The organism is Streptococcus oralis, from assembly GCF_023109315.1.
Taxonomy (GTDB): domain Bacteria; phylum Bacillota; class Bacilli; order Lactobacillales; family Streptococcaceae; genus Streptococcus; species Streptococcus oralis_BS.
In genome coordinates this window covers 354752-371234 of the sequence record NZ_JALDUF010000002.1, presented here as the reverse complement: position 1 = coordinate 371234, position 16483 = coordinate 354752, and the positions used below count along the sequence as shown (strand labels likewise).

General features: G+C 32.9%; 17 protein-coding genes and 2 pseudogenes. 1 reads left to right on the top strand and 18 read right to left on the bottom strand.

Going from position 1 to position 16483, the window contains the following annotated elements; genetic code table 11:
• Positions 1-5: 5 nt before the first annotated feature.
• The 3 genes and pseudogenes from M1F74_RS04495 to M1F74_RS04485 form a co-directional block, all read right to left on the bottom strand.
• A complete protein-coding gene (locus M1F74_RS04495) occupies positions 6-1010 on the bottom strand; it encodes an NADP-dependent oxidoreductase (RefSeq protein ID WP_084911419.1) in 1005 nt (334 codons plus the stop codon).
• A gap of 214 nt (positions 1011-1224) precedes the next feature.
• The gene (locus M1F74_RS04490) at positions 1225-1593 is read right to left on the bottom strand and encodes an EXLDI protein (RefSeq protein ID WP_000559017.1); all 369 of its coding nucleotides are present in this window, start codon (positions 1591-1593) and stop codon (positions 1225-1227) included.
• A 62-nt stretch (positions 1594-1655) separates the two neighbouring features.
• A pseudogene (locus M1F74_RS04485) lies at positions 1656-2468 on the bottom strand (DUF2268 domain-containing protein); the annotation flags it as partial.
• On the opposite strand from M1F74_RS04485, the pseudogene M1F74_RS04480 reads away from it, so the two are divergent.
• Positions 2449-2769: pseudogene (locus M1F74_RS04480) on the top strand (NADP-specific glutamate dehydrogenase); the annotation flags it as partial. The pseudogenes M1F74_RS04485 and M1F74_RS04480 sit on opposite strands and share 20 nt — an antisense overlap.
• Positions 2770-2790: 21 nt before the next feature.
• Here M1F74_RS04480 and M1F74_RS04475 read toward each other — a convergent pair.
• The 15 genes from M1F74_RS04475 to M1F74_RS04405 all read right to left on the bottom strand — a co-directional run bounded on the left by M1F74_RS04475 (position 2791) and on the right by M1F74_RS04405 (position 16429).
• Complete coding sequence (locus tag M1F74_RS04475) at positions 2791-3357, bottom strand: hypothetical protein (RefSeq protein ID WP_000443016.1); 567 nt, start codon at positions 3355-3357, stop codon at positions 2791-2793.
• Between the two features lie 438 nt (positions 3358-3795).
• Positions 3796-4983, bottom strand: a complete 1188-nt coding sequence (locus M1F74_RS04470; RefSeq protein ID WP_247946413.1) for a tyrosine-type recombinase/integrase — start codon at positions 4981-4983, stop codon at positions 3796-3798.
• Entirely contained in the window at positions 4955-5224 is a 270-nt protein-coding gene (locus M1F74_RS04465) for a DUF3173 family protein (protein ID WP_000450956.1), read from the bottom strand. Before M1F74_RS04465 ends, M1F74_RS04470 begins: the two co-directional genes overlap by 29 nt.
• Positions 5225-5496: 272 nt before the next feature.
• Positions 5497-5721, bottom strand: coding sequence for a helix-turn-helix domain-containing protein (locus M1F74_RS04460; RefSeq protein ID WP_004261340.1), 225 nt, complete (start codon positions 5719-5721; stop codon positions 5497-5499).
• A gap of 103 nt (positions 5722-5824) precedes the next feature.
• Positions 5825-7654, bottom strand: a complete 1830-nt coding sequence (locus M1F74_RS04455) for an SAG1250 family conjugative relaxase (RefSeq protein ID WP_247946412.1) — start codon at positions 7652-7654, stop codon at positions 5825-5827.
• A complete protein-coding gene (locus M1F74_RS04450; RefSeq protein ID WP_195216414.1) occupies positions 7641-8006 on the bottom strand; it encodes a MobC family plasmid mobilization relaxosome protein in 366 nt (121 codons plus the stop codon). The genes M1F74_RS04455 and M1F74_RS04450 overlap by 14 nt, the downstream gene beginning before the upstream one ends.
• A 4-nt stretch (positions 8007-8010) precedes the next feature.
• Complete coding sequence (locus tag M1F74_RS04445; RefSeq protein ID WP_247946411.1) at positions 8011-8367, bottom strand: SAG1252 family conjugative relaxosome accessory protein; 357 nt, start codon at positions 8365-8367, stop codon at positions 8011-8013.
• Between the two features lie 372 nt (positions 8368-8739).
• Complete coding sequence (locus M1F74_RS04440) at positions 8740-9441, bottom strand: MgtC/SapB family protein (protein WP_247946410.1); 702 nt, start codon at positions 9439-9441, stop codon at positions 8740-8742.
• 96 nt (positions 9442-9537) lie between these two features.
• Complete coding sequence (locus tag M1F74_RS04435; RefSeq protein ID WP_235097100.1) at positions 9538-10539, bottom strand: LacI family DNA-binding transcriptional regulator; 1002 nt, start codon at positions 10537-10539, stop codon at positions 9538-9540.
• A 129-nt stretch (positions 10540-10668) separates the two neighbouring features.
• The gene (locus M1F74_RS04430) at positions 10669-11031 is read right to left on the bottom strand and encodes a hypothetical protein (RefSeq protein WP_235097101.1); all 363 of its coding nucleotides are present in this window, start codon (positions 11029-11031) and stop codon (positions 10669-10671) included.
• A gap of 94 nt (positions 11032-11125) precedes the next feature.
• Positions 11126-11836 (bottom strand): MgtC/SapB family protein, encoded by a 711-nt coding sequence (locus tag M1F74_RS04425; protein ID WP_195216408.1) that lies wholly within the window; start codon positions 11834-11836, stop codon positions 11126-11128.
• A gap of 2 nt (positions 11837-11838) precedes the next feature.
• A complete protein-coding gene (locus tag M1F74_RS04420) occupies positions 11839-13530 on the bottom strand; it encodes an ABC transporter permease (RefSeq protein ID WP_003042184.1) in 1692 nt (563 codons plus the stop codon).
• A gap of 11 nt (positions 13531-13541) precedes the next feature.
• Entirely contained in the window at positions 13542-14552 is a 1011-nt protein-coding gene (locus M1F74_RS04415) for an ABC transporter ATP-binding protein (protein WP_247946409.1), read from the bottom strand.
• Positions 14553-14655: 103 nt separating this feature from the next.
• Positions 14656-15735 carry an extracellular solute-binding protein gene (locus M1F74_RS04410; RefSeq protein WP_000748691.1) on the bottom strand — a complete coding sequence of 360 codons (1080 nt, stop codon included), beginning with the start codon at positions 15733-15735 and terminating at the stop codon, positions 14656-14658.
• 37 nt (positions 15736-15772) lie between these two features.
• The gene (locus tag M1F74_RS04405) at positions 15773-16429 is read right to left on the bottom strand and encodes a DUF1868 domain-containing protein (RefSeq protein ID WP_000793817.1); all 657 of its coding nucleotides are present in this window, start codon (positions 16427-16429) and stop codon (positions 15773-15775) included.
• Positions 16430-16483 lie beyond the last annotated feature (54 nt).

Genomic DNA, 16483 nt, shown 5'->3' with positions numbered 1-16483 from the left:
CTCTGCTACTCTCTTACTTTTACAACCTTCTTACCTCGAGTGTGTCCCGACTTCAGACTACGATATGCCTCTCTAACAGACTTTAGAGAAAAATCATAAACCTGATCAATATTCAGCCGAACCTTCCCATCTGAGACCATTTCCGCTAGAACTCTAAAATCATCATATGTGGAATGTCTCGGACCCGTGAACTGAGCTCCTCTTATCATAACATATGGTGAAGGTACTAGCGTTCCAATAGCCGTGCCCTTCAATCCTAAACTGAAAGCCAATTTAACATAATCCCTTCCATAGCAATCCAAGAATTTTGTAATTGGATTTGCACTTGCTGATAGAAGAGCATTCTGGATGTTCTCTTCGTAGGCTACCGGTATAGCACCTAAAGACTTCAGATAATCTGAATTTTTCTTACTTGCAATTCCGATAACTGTTGCACCCTTAGCAACCGCATACTGTACTGCGATACTTCCAATACCTCCTGCTGCTGCTGAAATAACTACAACATCTTTAGAGTTTAGCTCAATCTTTCTAAAAGCACCTCCCACTGTTAGAGAGGCTACACCCATAGTAGCTGCATGGTTCATATCAATCATCTCTGGCTTCAACACAATTTCTGATTCATTGACACAAATTTCTGTTGCCAAAGCTCCCCTCTTGGTTCCCAATCCAGGGTCACTGATCATTGTTCCAAAAACCTTATCCCCTACTGCAAACCTACTTACTCCTTCACCGATTTCTATGATAACTCCAGCAAAATCCCGACCAACACCTCTTGGAAAAAGAGATGATTTTGACTCAAACCAACGACTTGGCTTCCTTAGTTTTGTCATAAAAGATAGAAATCGGAGTGGCTTTGCACCTTCAAAAGTCTTATAATCAATAGGATTTAAACCAACAGCATGAACTTCTATCCTAACTTGATTCACTTTCAAAGAATCAGATTTAATGTTCACTAAATCTAACACTTCTTCATCACCGAAACGGCTATATTGTATTGCTTGAACAACCATTGTATGAACTCCTTTACACATCTACAAAATTGAGTGAGCACTCAATTATTTTTTCTTGATTATACACCTATTCTTCATAGATTTCAACTATACTGTTTCCACAATTTCTAACTAAGTTTGCTGTTCATAATAAAAAAAGATCTATTTTCCCTTATGAAAGATTATCAAACTATAAATTAGAGAAATCCGACTGCTTATCAAAGCAGCCGGATTTTTATATATCTAATTTTTCAAAAAATTTGCCTGCTATCTGCTTTTCTTTTAGCTTCTCTAACAGCTTATTCTCCAGGAAAGGACTTAGTTCGTCAAAATCTTGGCAAACCTTAAAAACAGTCTCTCTGTCCAACTGACCATAAGCTAGTTCATAATAATCCTTCTTATGATGCCAGTTCTGGTCATAGTTGACATCTGTCCGTTGATAGTAAACAATGTTTTGCTTCGGTGTCAGGTAAATCTTCTGTGTCAAAATGCTTTTCTGATCTTTGGATAACTTGCTGCGGCTGAAAATCTTAACCCCTTGAAAAATCTTGCGCTCATGGATACCTTGATTTGTAACTTTTAATTCAATTCTTTTATAATGCATACTATCACCTCCAGAAATCACCTACATTATATCAAGTTTTGGCAGATTTTCAAGCAAAAGTGTCATTTCCAAAAGTCTTTAGTCGCCTCTAAAATCTCTTCAGTCGATGTTACTGTGGCCTCAATGATGCTCTTACCTGTCCTTTTAAGATAGTCTTGTATCAGATGATAGCCATAAGCATAGCCTGCAGCATAAGGCATTCCAACTGGTATCTGACCCTGTATCTCTGCAATTTCATCACCGTAGAGATATGGAGCCATTTCCGCCATCCCCGTTAGCTGAAGCTGACTTGAGATGATGGGCTTAATCTCTTCTATCTGCTCGGAACTAGTTGAAGTGACCCAAGGTCCGATGAGCTCCTTGCCATAGAGTTCAGCTGCAAAAGACTCTGCCAATCCTTCACTAACTACCCAGTCTGCTAATGTCGTCTGCTGGTTCCATTTGATAAATTGGAAGCGGACATTGTGATTGCACTCGTGGGCTAATGCCGCCTGCACACGTGGCAAAGTATAGTCATTTGGTAGTAGACTAAGCATGAGGTAGCCTGGGATTCCACCATCTCCGCTGTAACCCTTATTGAGCTGTAGCATAGGCTTGTCTGGATTGCCCAATAAAATAGTAAAATGGTAATTCTCAACCTCTAAATCATAGCCAGCCTGTTCAAAAAGACCGATACTCCTCTTGATAGTATCCTGACAATCTTGCCAGAGTTGATCAGAGCTCAGAGCGTCGATAGCTGGTCTATCCTTCTCTGACAGAGTTCCGGGTAGCTGATTCATAAAACCAAGTAGGAACAAAGCATCAAATCCTCCGGGATACTTGGCTTTCAGAGGAATATGTTGAGTTTGGTATTTCGTATCAGAAGGTGCCAACATGCCTAGCGACCTTGATGCGATTAAAGTCTACAAAGAAAACGGAATCCTTTACGGGCCTGCCAAAGCTGCCAACGCTGGTGGTGTAGCTGTATCAGCACTTGAAATGAGCCAAAACAGCCTTCGCCTCTCATGGACCCGTGAAGAAGTTGACGGCCGTCTCAAAGACATCATGACCAATATCTTCAGCACAGCTAAAACAACCGCTGAAACTTACGGTCTTGGTACTGACTACCTTGCAGGAGCAAATATCGCTGCCTTCGAAAACGTAGCCAATGCTATGATTGCACAAGGTATTGTTTAAGAAATATGCTAAAAACCTCAATCAAAACGATCGAGGTTTTTTTGAAGCTTTATCTTCTATCAAAACTTCTTCTTCCATAGCATTTTTTATTTTTTTGCTCAAAGATAATAACGTTTCTACATCAGAGGGTTTGCTTGTCCCGAGAGGATTCCAAGTAGAAGATGATAAATTTTCATATTCCTTAGACCGAACTCGAAATTTAATGTTATTCCCCTTGGTGTCTATGTCTACATTTAAGGCTCTCGCCCCCAGTTTAGGCTCCTTATTTTTTATCCTACAGAAAATAACTTCTCCTGATACAATCTCCTTTCCATCACACCGAATCCTAATATTTCTTCCAGATAATTCTACGACAAAATTCTTCACTAGACTACCTTGTATTTTTTTAATTAAAAGAAAACTAATACCAAAAAATACTAATACTATCGTATAAAGAAAAAGAGGTTGTGATTTAAAAAAATCATTCAGTTTTAAATAGAATATAGCCAACTGTATTCCCAATACAGGAAGCATGAGGAACATGGGAAAAAGGATACCAATTATTATATCTGATTTTGCTGTTGTCGCTGTAAATTCATATCTTTCCATCAATATCACCTTTATAACATTTCCTTTTTATAGGACATTAATCCCATACTAAGACGGATGCATCAGGGAGTTCAATCTCCCTTTCCCCTAGCAAAGATAAATTTTGAACTATTCTAAGGATATTGTACCACTATTTCTGCAAAAAATACCTTAGCAAACATAATCTCCTTCCACAGATACATCATCGCTTTATCGAGCGTTGGAGTTTGATTGATATGGTTCTCTAATCAAACTCCAGAACTTTATGATGAAAATCTTATGGAACAACTGGAGACACTTTATAAATTTTCTCTTTTCAATTATAAAGAAAAACCGCTACTCCTAAGAATAGCGGTTTAATCATGTTTTTAAGCTACTAATGTAGTTGCTCTATTATTTAAGAGTAACAATTTGCTAATCTTATTTTCTCCCAGTATTAGTGGGTTAATTCCTCAATTTTCAACTTTGGCAGGAATTTGGTAGGTAAATTGATAATCCAAGATTATCTAAACTGTTTGTAATTTCTTCTGAAATTGTTGAATCACCTGAATAGTACCAGTGACTATATGTATTCAACGTAGTTGACTTATCAGCATGTCCTAATCGATATGAAACGTATAAAGTATCCTTATGTAACACATTTATAAGGTAGGATGCGTGACTATGTCTTAATCCTTTCCCTGTAATTTCTGGTACACCAGTAACCCTAGCATGCCTTTTAATTATCCTGGAGATTGTAGACTTACATAAGGGCGCACCAAAACGTGATATTACATAATCTTTATCATCATTCTTGATTTGAACTTCTCGCCATTTTTTAAGTATTGTAATTGTAAAATCATCTAAATCAATTTTACGATTCCCTGCTACTGTCTTTGTTTGTTGTTTAGCATACCATACACCGTTTTTATCTTTCTCAATTGTCGAATGAACATGAATCCATTTACGTTCAAAATCAATATCTTCCCATTTAAGAGCAATACCCTCACTAACTCTTAAGCCAGTCATAAAATATAACCAGATCGTCATGTAATTATGGAGTCCCTCATACTCACTAATATCAAAAGAGTTTATTACCTTCTTAAATTCATCAAATGTCCAAAATTTTGTATCAGGGTGCTTTCCTCTAGGATTATCTAATCCTTTAAAAGGAACTCTATCAATATAACCCAATCTTTCTGCATAGCCCAGACATGCTTTAAATCTAGACCACATATTTTTAGCATAGTTACTAGAATACTTGTCTATAATAGCTAAGCGAAATCTTTCACAGTCAATAGTACTAATATCTGATAATTTTTTACTACCAAATTGCTTAATAAAAAACTGATGATGTGGTAAAGCGGTCTGATAAGTTACAAATTGAACTTTTTGTTGATAATATTTTAAATAAATCTCTTCCATAAACTCTCTAAAAGTTAGATAACTATTATTAATAGTAGAGTTCACAAATTCATGTTTTAAACGAAGTATCTCTTCATATGCTTCCTTAAAAGAATTAAACGGTAGTCCCTGTTGATTTTTCCTTCCTTTCTTTTGAATTCTTTTCCCAGTTATTGGATCAACTCCTAATTCAATTTGAAAATAAATTTTTCCATTTGAATCTTTGTATACACCTTTATATTTCTTTGTCTTTGATATAACCATTTTTCTCACCTTCTATATCTGAAAAAGAAATACCAATTAAATTTTCTACAATATTTTTAGGAGCAATACCTAACCTTTTATTATCGAAAGGTGAACATCCTAATTGTACCGCATTCTTATCATTTTTTCTAGCTTCTTCAAACTTTTTTACAGCAATCTTTTTTGCTTGTCTAATAATATTTCTCGATGTGTGCTCTGGAAAACCAATCGCAACTAAATCTTTATAATTTACTGTTTCCATGATTTTACTACTTCCTTTCCTAGATTTTTTCACCTCCATGGCATGACTGATGAAGTCATCATAAGAATTTCACTTGCTGCTCTTTCACGGTGGCAGCCTGAACGGTCAGAAGTATCATTGTATATCATTTGTATCATGGCATATAAAGTATCACTCTATTTTATTGATGGTTTTAAAATCGCTCTTATCATGGCGAACCATTCAAATCTGCTCCACAAATGAGGAAAGTACCATTTTGGACTATTCAATTGTCAATGTGCTTTCTTAACCTACTACTTTTTGGAGTAATGGTCTTCTTTATTATCCACTCGACCTACAAGGTAGTCTAGACTCACCTTATAAAAATCTGCAAGTTTAATAAGGTCATTTATAGAGATTAACCTGCTACCAGCTTCCATTTTAGAATAAGCTGATCTTGTACAATTCAAAACGATTTTCGCAATATATTCTTGTGTCAAATCATCATCTTCACGTAAATCTCTAATCCTTTTCAACATTTATTGTCTCCTAAAACAAGTATAATATAGTTATTTTCTTGTTTTTAAATATGTGACAAATTGGCACATGAAACTATTCTATATATACTTTTTAGGAAACTGTTTACTCTAAATGTATCTCATTTTCCTCAATAGATTTCATATTTTGTTTTTTCTTATATTTCTTTATTGTTTTATTAAACATTTCAAATAAATTTATTGCTTCTCTATGTTGTTCCTTCAGTGTTTCAATCTTTCCTTTATATATGTATAAATCCTTCTCTATTGTATCTACTGAACTTTTACCTTGAATACTATTTTCTAAATTGCTAGAACTATTTGTCGTATCTTTCAACAATACTTCCTCTAAATTAGTTAAATCATCAATTTTATTTTGGACTTGTTCAATCATATTCTCTAGATATGATATTTGGGCAATGAAATCATTTGTTATATCTTCAAAATCATTCGGACTATTTTCCGCAGATATAAGAAAATCTAATTGTTCTATTTTTTCTTTAATTTTGCTAAGAGAAATTCTTCTATACATATACTGCGGTTCATACTGAAGATTAAATTGTCTAATCAAAGTTTTACCTTTCATAAAGCGATTTTTTTCTGCTGAATCTTTATGATATACATAATAAGAACTAGTTTCTCTGAGAAATACTTTAACTTTTTCTTCTTCCATATTGATTTGAATATTTGGTACAAAAATAAGTCCTTCTTGTCGGATACCAAACTGTACCTTAATGTAAATTCCATCGTCTACTACTTCTTCTATTTGATTAAGATTCAACTCTACTTCAAACTCATGAACAGCATCCCTATTTCTCTTGAAATCTTGATAGGATTTCCATACCATATCTTCTGTCGGCAACTTTTTTTCTTTAATTAGCTTTTCTTCATTGTAAAGTTCAACTAAATTTTTATTATCTAAGACAAAAGTTTCATTTTTGTTATTAAAATAGTCTTGAAAATAACTAACACTATACTGATTCGATTTTACCAATTCCTGCTCTGAAAACTTAATACCATCAAACTCAAATAGAACATGTTTTGCTTTCGGAATTATTTTTAATCCAAAATATTCTGCTCTTTGAATCAATTCATTCATATTCTTCATTTTCGGAAGTAAAAATTCTAAGATGTTTATGATTTCCCTTTGAACAAACTTTTTCTTAAAATATGTTTCATTATAAGGTTGTTTTCTATTCAATTTATTATCACGTACGAGTTGTTTCATATTTGAATCAGTCATAAAAAAAGTAACATGCTTGTGTCTAAAATCAATTTTTAAATGTAAATCTTTTGCTTTTTTCTTGAAATCTTCAAAATTTTTCGAGTTCTCGATTAGAAAATATACTCGTTGTTTTATTTCATATTTGTAATTTGTTTTGCGATAAACTTCATACTGATGATGAGAATAACGATTTTCTATAATTTTTGCGCCTACAATTTTTGAAAGACGATCTGAAACCATTCTTAGATTACTTTCTGCTTTATAATCCCATAGAAATTTTTTATCAGAATTCTTATCAATTGAATTTAGGATGATGTGATTGTGGATATGATCTTTATCGACATGAGTTGCTACAATAAAACGAAATCTACCACCTGTCAACTCTTTAACTGTCTCATAACCAATCCGATTGATTTGTTCGGGAGTAAGATGGTCATCTGGAGAAAAGGACTGAATGATGTGATGAGAATGAATTTTTCGTTGATTTACTTCTTGCCTATCATGACGAAATTCGTAAAGACTATCATTACTTAAAAAATTATCATTGTACATCTTCACTAGTTCTTCATAACTAGGAAAATCTAAATAATTTTTCATTCCAAAATCTGAAACTAGTGTTAGGTTTTTTGTTTTATTTGGATTCAAAATATATTTGATTAGTTTACTACGATAATTTTTTCCATGAATCGCAAAGTGTTTAGTGATGACCATAAAATTTCCTCAATTTTTCAGATTGAATAAGAAAATCTTTCTCCACTTCTACTATTAACTCTTCTATACCTTTTCTCAATTCATCTAATTCAACTTCCGTTATTAAATTAGAATAATTTATGCTCCTGGCTATTTGATTAATATTATTTCCTATTCGTTTTAATTCAAAAACCAAATCTTGATAACTATTTGTATCAATGGTGATGAAATTCATACCAGGATCTAATAGGGTTCGTCTAGCATATTCCGAAAAAGACAAACAGTGACTTTTACAGATATTTTCATTCAATTTGACTAATTCTAAATCAGATAAAAAGACTTTTTTTAAATTCGTTCGATATCGATGTTCCACTCTACTACCTCATGTATTTGTTACGAAAATCTTCACTAAGAGGACTTGTATTTTCTACCTCTTTAATTAATTCCTGAATACAAGTTAACAAAATAGAAACATGTTCTTGAGTAACCTGATGATCGCTTTTAGAAATGATCAAAACTTCATGAACATCGCGACAAATTTGTTCCAACTTTTGCTGTTTCCAAAGACTGAACCATTTTTCCATCTGTTTTTGTCCATCAGACAATAGTAAGCTTTTACGGAGAAAATCAGAAAAATTATCCTCTCCTTTCTCTCTCATTAAATCTAGTATTTGTTTTTCCTCCTCTTCTGTTAAGCGAAATTGTTTCCGAATACTACGTATATCTCTTTTCATATGACTTTTCCTCCTTTATTGATACCTATACTGACAATGTAAGCTTACAGACACTGTCAGTACATTTTTCAAAATAGCTTCAACATTTTTGTAAGGCTTTGCGAGCTCAGATATTGTGTCCACAATATCCCAAAATTCATATCGCTTGCCATTTCAAACCATACTGTTCAAAAGACAAACGATATGAAAATATGGTGGCTAGCCCCCAAACCCCCAACATAAATCTAAATTAAAAAAAGTATAACAAATACTATTTGAAAAAATTATCACAGAATAAAAGAGCCCTAACGGACTCTTACAAACTTAAATCTATTAATAACAAAACGTAGTTGTACTTTTTCTTTAGAAAAATAAAAATTTTAAATAGAAAATTTAACTCTTCATATAATTTTTTAATTTAAACTCTTTTATTTTTATATTTTTATCTTCACTAAGTAAAAAATCCTCAATATCTATAATCGAAATCTCCTTATCATTCTCAATTGAAATCAAAATATCATAAGAATTATTAGACGACTGTTCTTTTAACTCAACATTATATTTTCTGAAATCAAGTGTCCCTAGATTAGTATAAATCTTACCAAGTAAAGAAATATAAATTGTTTCTAACACTATCTTTGCTTGATAAATTTCATGATTTCTACCATTACTGTGTGTCACTAATTGCACCAGAACAACTATAAAACTACAAAAAGAACCAAATATCCAAAAATCAGCACCAATTGCCATACCAATACCAGCTGTAGCCCATATACCAGCAGCAGTAGTTATTCCACTAATTTTCTTATCTCGAGTAAAAATTATTCCTCCACCTATAAAACTAATACCACTAACAATTTGAGCTGCAACCCGAGAAGTATCATAAGATGGTGTATCTAAAAATGCTTCTTTTGAAAGAATCATCATTAAAGCCGAAGTTAAAGCAACAATTATATGCGTTTTGACTCCTGCTTGCTTGTTACGTGCCTTACGCTCATAACCAATTGCCCACCCACATGCACAAGCGATTAATATTGAAATAACATGCCTTAACTCGACAATACTATTAAATGAATGATTAAAAATTGTAGACATTAATCCCTCCTATTCTAAAATGACATCGGTGTCATAAGTTATATTCTACTACTATTTTAATATTTTATCAAATAAAAAATCGGTATTTTCTACCGATTAAAAGCTTTGTCTTCTAATAATTTTTGAAGATATTTCAACGGATTCTATATTTTCACCGTTAATGATTGCTAAAACACCTTCTATCATTTTTTGGGCTAACATAGCATAATTAGGAGAAATAGTAGACAGAGCTGGAGTATAATATTGCGAAATAGGAATATTATCGAATCCAATTATTGAAATATCATCAGGAATGGTAATCCCCTTCTCATAGCACGCACGAATCAGCCCTTGAACCTTCTCATCCCCAGAAACAAATATCATATCCGGATGATTTTGATTAGATAAATTATTTATAGCATATGAATAAACTGAATCAATTGTAGTTAAACCATAAATAACTTGCAAATCCATTAAATAATTTTTATCAGTCAAAAAAGTACGAACACCTTTTTCACGATCCTTATTAACAAGAGATTCCCCTCCCATAAGTAACAACATACTTTTAATACTCTCTTTTGTTACTAATTCCATCATATCATAAGTGGCTTGAAAATTGTTATTAGATACATAAACAACATCAGGTGTTCGAGATTCTCCAAAAACTATAAAAGGCATATTATTCTTCTGTAAATAATTAATCCGAATATCGTCTTTACTTTCATAAAATACTATTACTCCATCTATTAAGCTTCCTGTGCTTGAAATTATTGAATTCCTAATCGTATCTTCTTCACCAAAGTATTCAACAATAGCGTTTACACCAAACTCTTTACAAGTTTGTAGAACTCTATCTAGTAAAGTTTGAAACCAAATCAAGGGAAAAGAATCAATCTTTTTAACGGAAATCAAAATGTTTGTAGTTTCTTTCTTAGTCAAATTTTTTGCATATGCATTTGGAACATACGACAACTCATCAATGACTTTTTGAATAGCTCGATAAGTTTCTTCTCTTACCTTTTCACCACCGTTAATAACACGTGAAACAGTTTTTGGAGAAAAACCTGATAAATGCGCAATATCATAAATAGTTACCTTTTTATCGTTTAAATTTTTCACTTTAGTCCTCCATTTATGATTTATCTAATTTTATTATACAATATTTACTTTTTTTAACAAGAGAATTTAGAAAAATATTTTAATGTATCTTAACAAAAACTTTAATTTCAAAATTTTCTATTTTATACTCTATTCATCCGATTCAAAAAAATAACATTGACAATTAAAATTTTTATTCTTTACTATTTTTTCTACTTCACAACTGATAAACTTGTATGAAAATAACTTACCACGAAAATATAAAAAATCATTTTCGGTAAAATCCATTGAAACTATAAAAGTATCTAATAACATTTGGACATAGCAGTCTAAGATCGGAATAATCTTTTCCTTAACAATAACTTTTGATAGTATATCATCAGCAGGTAAAGAAGCCGAAAATACAATTTCACAAATATCATAAAAAGAATGAAATCTATATACTTGCACTAAAGAATTATATTCAAAATACGTTATTCTTCCACAGTCAAAATTAATATTATATACCTTCATTTATGTTTATCCTTATACTTTGCAAATAATTTTGAGTCAATTATCACCTAAAAAACAAAGGGACAAGAATAACTGCCCCTTTGTTTATTCTATATCAACTAACTTCTTCAACATAAATAACACCAACAATATTTGCTATTTCTTCCATCAGTTTAAGATGTTCAAACTTACCTGAAAGTTCTAGAGTCATAAATGATGCTATTCTTTTGTCTGGAACATCAAAATATTCAATTCTTTCAGAATTAACATCTCCAAAAGCAGTTCTTGAATCATTCAATCGAATTCCATTTTCTGCACAATAAACTAATACTCGATTATATGCCTCAGTAGATTTAACTACAATATATAATTCAATAACTTTTGAACGACTTTGAAGATATTTTTTTAAAGGCTGAAACATAGAAATCACACTCCAAACAGAAATAGCTACTAACAGAGCACCTTCATAAAAACCTACTCCAATAGCTAAACCTATTCCTGCTGAAGCCCAGATTCCTGCTGCAGTTGTCAGACCCGTAACCTTCTTTTTATCTGTGATTAGAATTGTTCCAGCTCCAAGAAAACCAACACCAGATATAACCTGAGCACCTAACCGTGTCGGATCTCCTGTTCCAAACTTATAAGATACGAATTCATTAGTCATCATAATTAAACAAGCAGCCATACAAACAATACTATGTGTACGAATACCTGCTGGTTGAGATTTACTTCCTCTTTCTAAGCCAATAATACTTCCAATGACCAAAGATAATACGACTCTAATTATAATTTCGATGTTCGATAGTCCTATGCTGGATGTTTGCATTACTATTTCCTTTTCTTACCGCGTGGTCTCTGTGTGAAGTATAACACAGTTCCAGAAATAATCATTAGAATAATTGTATAAACGAATACAAGAGCTTGTGCGTTAGATGTTGCTGTTTCATCACCTGCAGAACGAATCGTAATACCTAATGGTTGAGCCAATGGATGATAAAGGAATACAGATAAATCGAAATCGGTCAATAAAGAGTTAAAGTTCAGTGCGATAACAGAGAGAACAACCGGCAAGATGAAAGGAATAATAACCTTCATCATTGTGTAAAATGGTGAAGCCCCCATACTTCTAGCAGCATCCTCCATCTCATCATCAACACTAAATAAGATTGCACGTACCATTCTATAAGAGAATGGAATTTTTACAACAATATAAGCGATTAGCAAAATTACTAAACTACCAACTAGAATCTGGTTAAAGACTAAAAGTTGAGGTTGGTTGAAAGTGAATAATAAACTAACTGCTAGAAGTGTACTTGGTAATAGCCAAGGAAGAAGAGCTCCGTATTCGAACAAGAAATCAAATCGAGCTTTATGTTTACGAACTACTCGCGCAAACACAACAGCAAGAACTGTTGCAGTAGTTGCAGCAATAATAGAGTATATAAAGCTGACTAAGAATGGAGAGAACGCAGCACTATTACTAAAGAATAACTTATAATTATCTAAAGTAAAGTTTGATAATGATAAGTTTCCTGTCTGTATTGCAACTGGGTCAGTAAATGAATACAATACAATGAAAATCAATGGTAACATGAAAACAGTGAACAAAGCATAAGCAACAATATGTGCAATGATATTCCATGGTTTAGATGTGATTTTTTGTTTTTTCAAAGGTGCTTTCGTTTTAGAAATAGAAATATAATTTCCGCCTTTTTCGATCTTGTTCATAATAGTAAGCAAAATCGTAGTGGCAACACCCAAAATAATTGCTAGAAAGGCGGCTAAGTCACGAGAATTTCCCATTCCAGCAAATGTTATGATCATTGGGTTAATAGTTTGGAATTCTTTCCCACCAACAATCATAGGTGCTGCTACTGCTGATAACCCACTTAGAAAAACCATAATTGTCAGAGCGAATAAAGTAGGAATAAGAGTTGGCAATACTACTTTTCTAAACACTGTAAATGGTTTTGCACCCATATTACGTGCAGCTTCAATAGTATGATAGTCTACACTACGAATTGTATTAGTTAGGAATAAGGTGTGATTAGCAGTACCAGAAAATGTCATAATAAATAGAACTGCACCATAACCAATAAACCAGTTAGGATCTAAAGATGGAATAATACCTTGTAAAAATTTGGTAATCATTCCATATGGTCCATAAACGAATTTATAACCAGTAGCCAAAACTACTCCACCGTAGATTAGTGACGTCATGTATCCTAGTTTTAATATTTTAGCTCCTTTAATATCAAAATATTCTGTAAACAATACACAAAGTACACCAACAACATTAACAGTTATAATTAGTGAGAATGCTAACTTAAAACTGTTCATAATACTCTGAATCGCACGTTGAGATTTAAGAGCTCGTTGTACGACATCAAGTGAAAACTCCCCACCTTTCACAAATACATTAACTACTAAATCAAAGTTTGGATAAATGATGAAAGTTACCAAGAACCAGATTAAGCCTAAACGAATGAGCCAATCTTTCCAATTTAATTTATGACGCATACTGCACCTCCTTAAAATTGCAGAACGTCTGATGGTGTGATAAATAATTCCACACTTTCTCCGACAGATCTAATAGCTGACTGACTATCGATACTTGTTACATTAAGAATTTGATTTTCAGATACCTGAACAGTATAGTGAATTGTAACTCCTGAAAATTCCACATCAATAATTGAACCTTTTAAGACAAAATCCTGATCCGTTTCACGTTTGAAGCGAACTTTTTCTAAACGAATGTAACCTTTTTTATCTTCCAAAAGAACATGAGCATTATTTAGAAGAATTCCGTGAACAGTTTCATCTGTAAGTACGTTAATGTCTCCAATGAAATCACATACAAATTCTGTTTGAGAATTATGATAAATTTCTACTGGTGTTCCCACTTGTTCAATAAAACCATTATTAAAAACAGCAATCCTATCAGATAGCGTTAACGCTTCCTCTTGGTCATGTGTAACATATAGAGTCGTAATTCCCAATTCTTTTTGAAGACGTTTCAACTCTTTTCTCAAATCCACACGTAATTTTGCATCTAGGTTTGACAAGGGTTCATCCAAACATAGGATTTTAGGTTCCAGAACAAGAGCACGAGCTAAAGCTACACGCTGCTGTTGTCCTCCAGATAATTCTGAAACGTTACGTTGCAATTGTTGATCTGAAATCTTAATTTTAGCAGCCACTGCAGAAACCTTGGCTTTAATAACATCTGGAGCAACTTTTTTAACCTTTAGACCGAATGCAATATTATCAAAAACTGTCATTGTTGGAAATAGTGCGTAAGATTGGAATACGATCCCGATTCCACGTTTTTCTGGCTCCATATGAGTAACATCTTTCCCATTAACCTCAATGCTTCCAGATGAAGGGTCTAAAAAACCTACCAAAGCTCTCAAAGTTGTTGATTTACCGCATCCAGATGGTCCAAGGAAGGTAAAGAATTCTCCTTCCTTAATATCTAAATTTAGATTATTAATCGCGATAAAATCACCGTATTTAATTTGAATGTTATCAAATTTAATCATATTACTAACTTCCTTTACTTATAAATGAAAAGTCTCTCTTAATTTCTCATGTAGGTTTAGAAACTTTAGAGAGACCTGGAATTTTAAAATTTACACTTATGTCCTATTTTACATATTCTAGTTCAGCTTTTTCAACCCATTCATCCAAATGTTTTCCAACAGCTTCCCAATCAATACTTTGCGGTTTCACTTGATCAACAAATTTCTTAGTAGCTTCTGGTAACTCTTTCACTGCCTCAGTATTTGCAGGAATAGAACCAAAGTTTTTGCTGTACTCTACTTGAATTTCTGTTTGACCAAACCAATCAATAAATTCTTTAGCTAAAGCTTGTTTCTTACTAGTATTCAAAATCATTGTTTGTTCAGTTACAAACGGAACACCAATTTCAGGAGACATTACTTTAAATACAACATTTTGTTCTTTTTGTCCAACTAATGCACCAGAACCCCACATCATACCGTACTGGATTGGGTCATCCTTATCTAACATTTTAACAATTGAACTTTCACCCTTTTGAAGAGTGTACGCATTTTCCAAATATTCTTTAGCTGCTTGCCAACCTTTTTCAGAAACGCCTAATTCTCCTTTATCATCGAGATAGCGAACAAGGATACTTGCCAAGATCGCACGCCCTGTTCCCCCTGAAAGTCCAGAAATTGAATATTTACCTTTATATTTGCTGCCTAACTCAGTCCAATCTTTAGGCATTTCAGTAACATCAGGAGCACCAATCAAGACCAATGGCTGAACAATTACAGGATTGTAGTAGTTATCTTTATCTGATAGAGATTGGTCAATTTTATCTAACCATTTAGGTTTGTACTGTACCAATAATTTTTGATCTCTAATTTTATTTGAATCAACAGCTCCAATACCAAATACCATATCAGCTACTGCATTATTTTTTTCAGCAATAACACGATCGGCCAACTGAGCACCTGGAATGTCAACCATTTTAATATTGAAACCAGCTTCTTTAGCCTTAGCAGTTAACCAATCCCCACGTCCGTTTGAAACAGAGTTAGAATAAATTACTAATTCTTGGCTCTTGTCAGCTTTTTCTTCTGATTGAGGTGTATCGCTCGAAGAATTTGATGAATTAGTTGAACCACCTGAACATGCTGCCAATGTTGTAACCGCAACCCCTGCAGCTAAAAACGATAATAATTTAGATTTTTTCATATGAAATCTCCTTTTTATTTTTAATTATAATTTTATTTTAAAATTTTTCACAATACGGAACAAAACGTCTCATATCTTCAAATACTGTGTAATCGATACGATTTACTGTAATGACAGGAATCTTTTCAAGCAGAACTTCCGTTAATTCCTTTTTCACTTTAGTAAACTCTTCATTTTCTTCTTCAGTTAATGGAACTCGAAGATATCCAATTGAGATATGGAATTGATAGCGATCATGATTAGGGAATCGAACACCTGCTTTTTCAGAAACATATGTTCTAATTTCTTCTAATCGTTTAGCTGATTTCTCATCGGCTGGTTCTACTAAAATGTTTTGATTTCCCATTTCAGTCACACGCATATGAATATCTTCGTTTAGCAATGGGAAAATTTCTAGTTGTTTTGCAAAGTAATCATGAATTTCTTGTAATGGCGTATCCAATGGTAGATGGCTACTCCAAAATTCTGGCTCACGATTTTCATGGCAAAGCAATTCAATTACAGTCATATGAATAGAATCTCTTGGAGTTAATGTGAATTTATCTATAAATGGTAACTCTCTATAGCGTGATTGAATGATATCAACAACTTCCATCAAATCTGAATTAGTATAAAGATTTGCTACAACTGTATTCCCCGGGAAATGATTAAATTCCCCGTTCTCTTTGAACTTAATTTTTGTTAAGTTTTTCATAAAAAGACCTTCTTTTTTATTTTTTGACATCGGTGTCATTCATGTTTATATTAT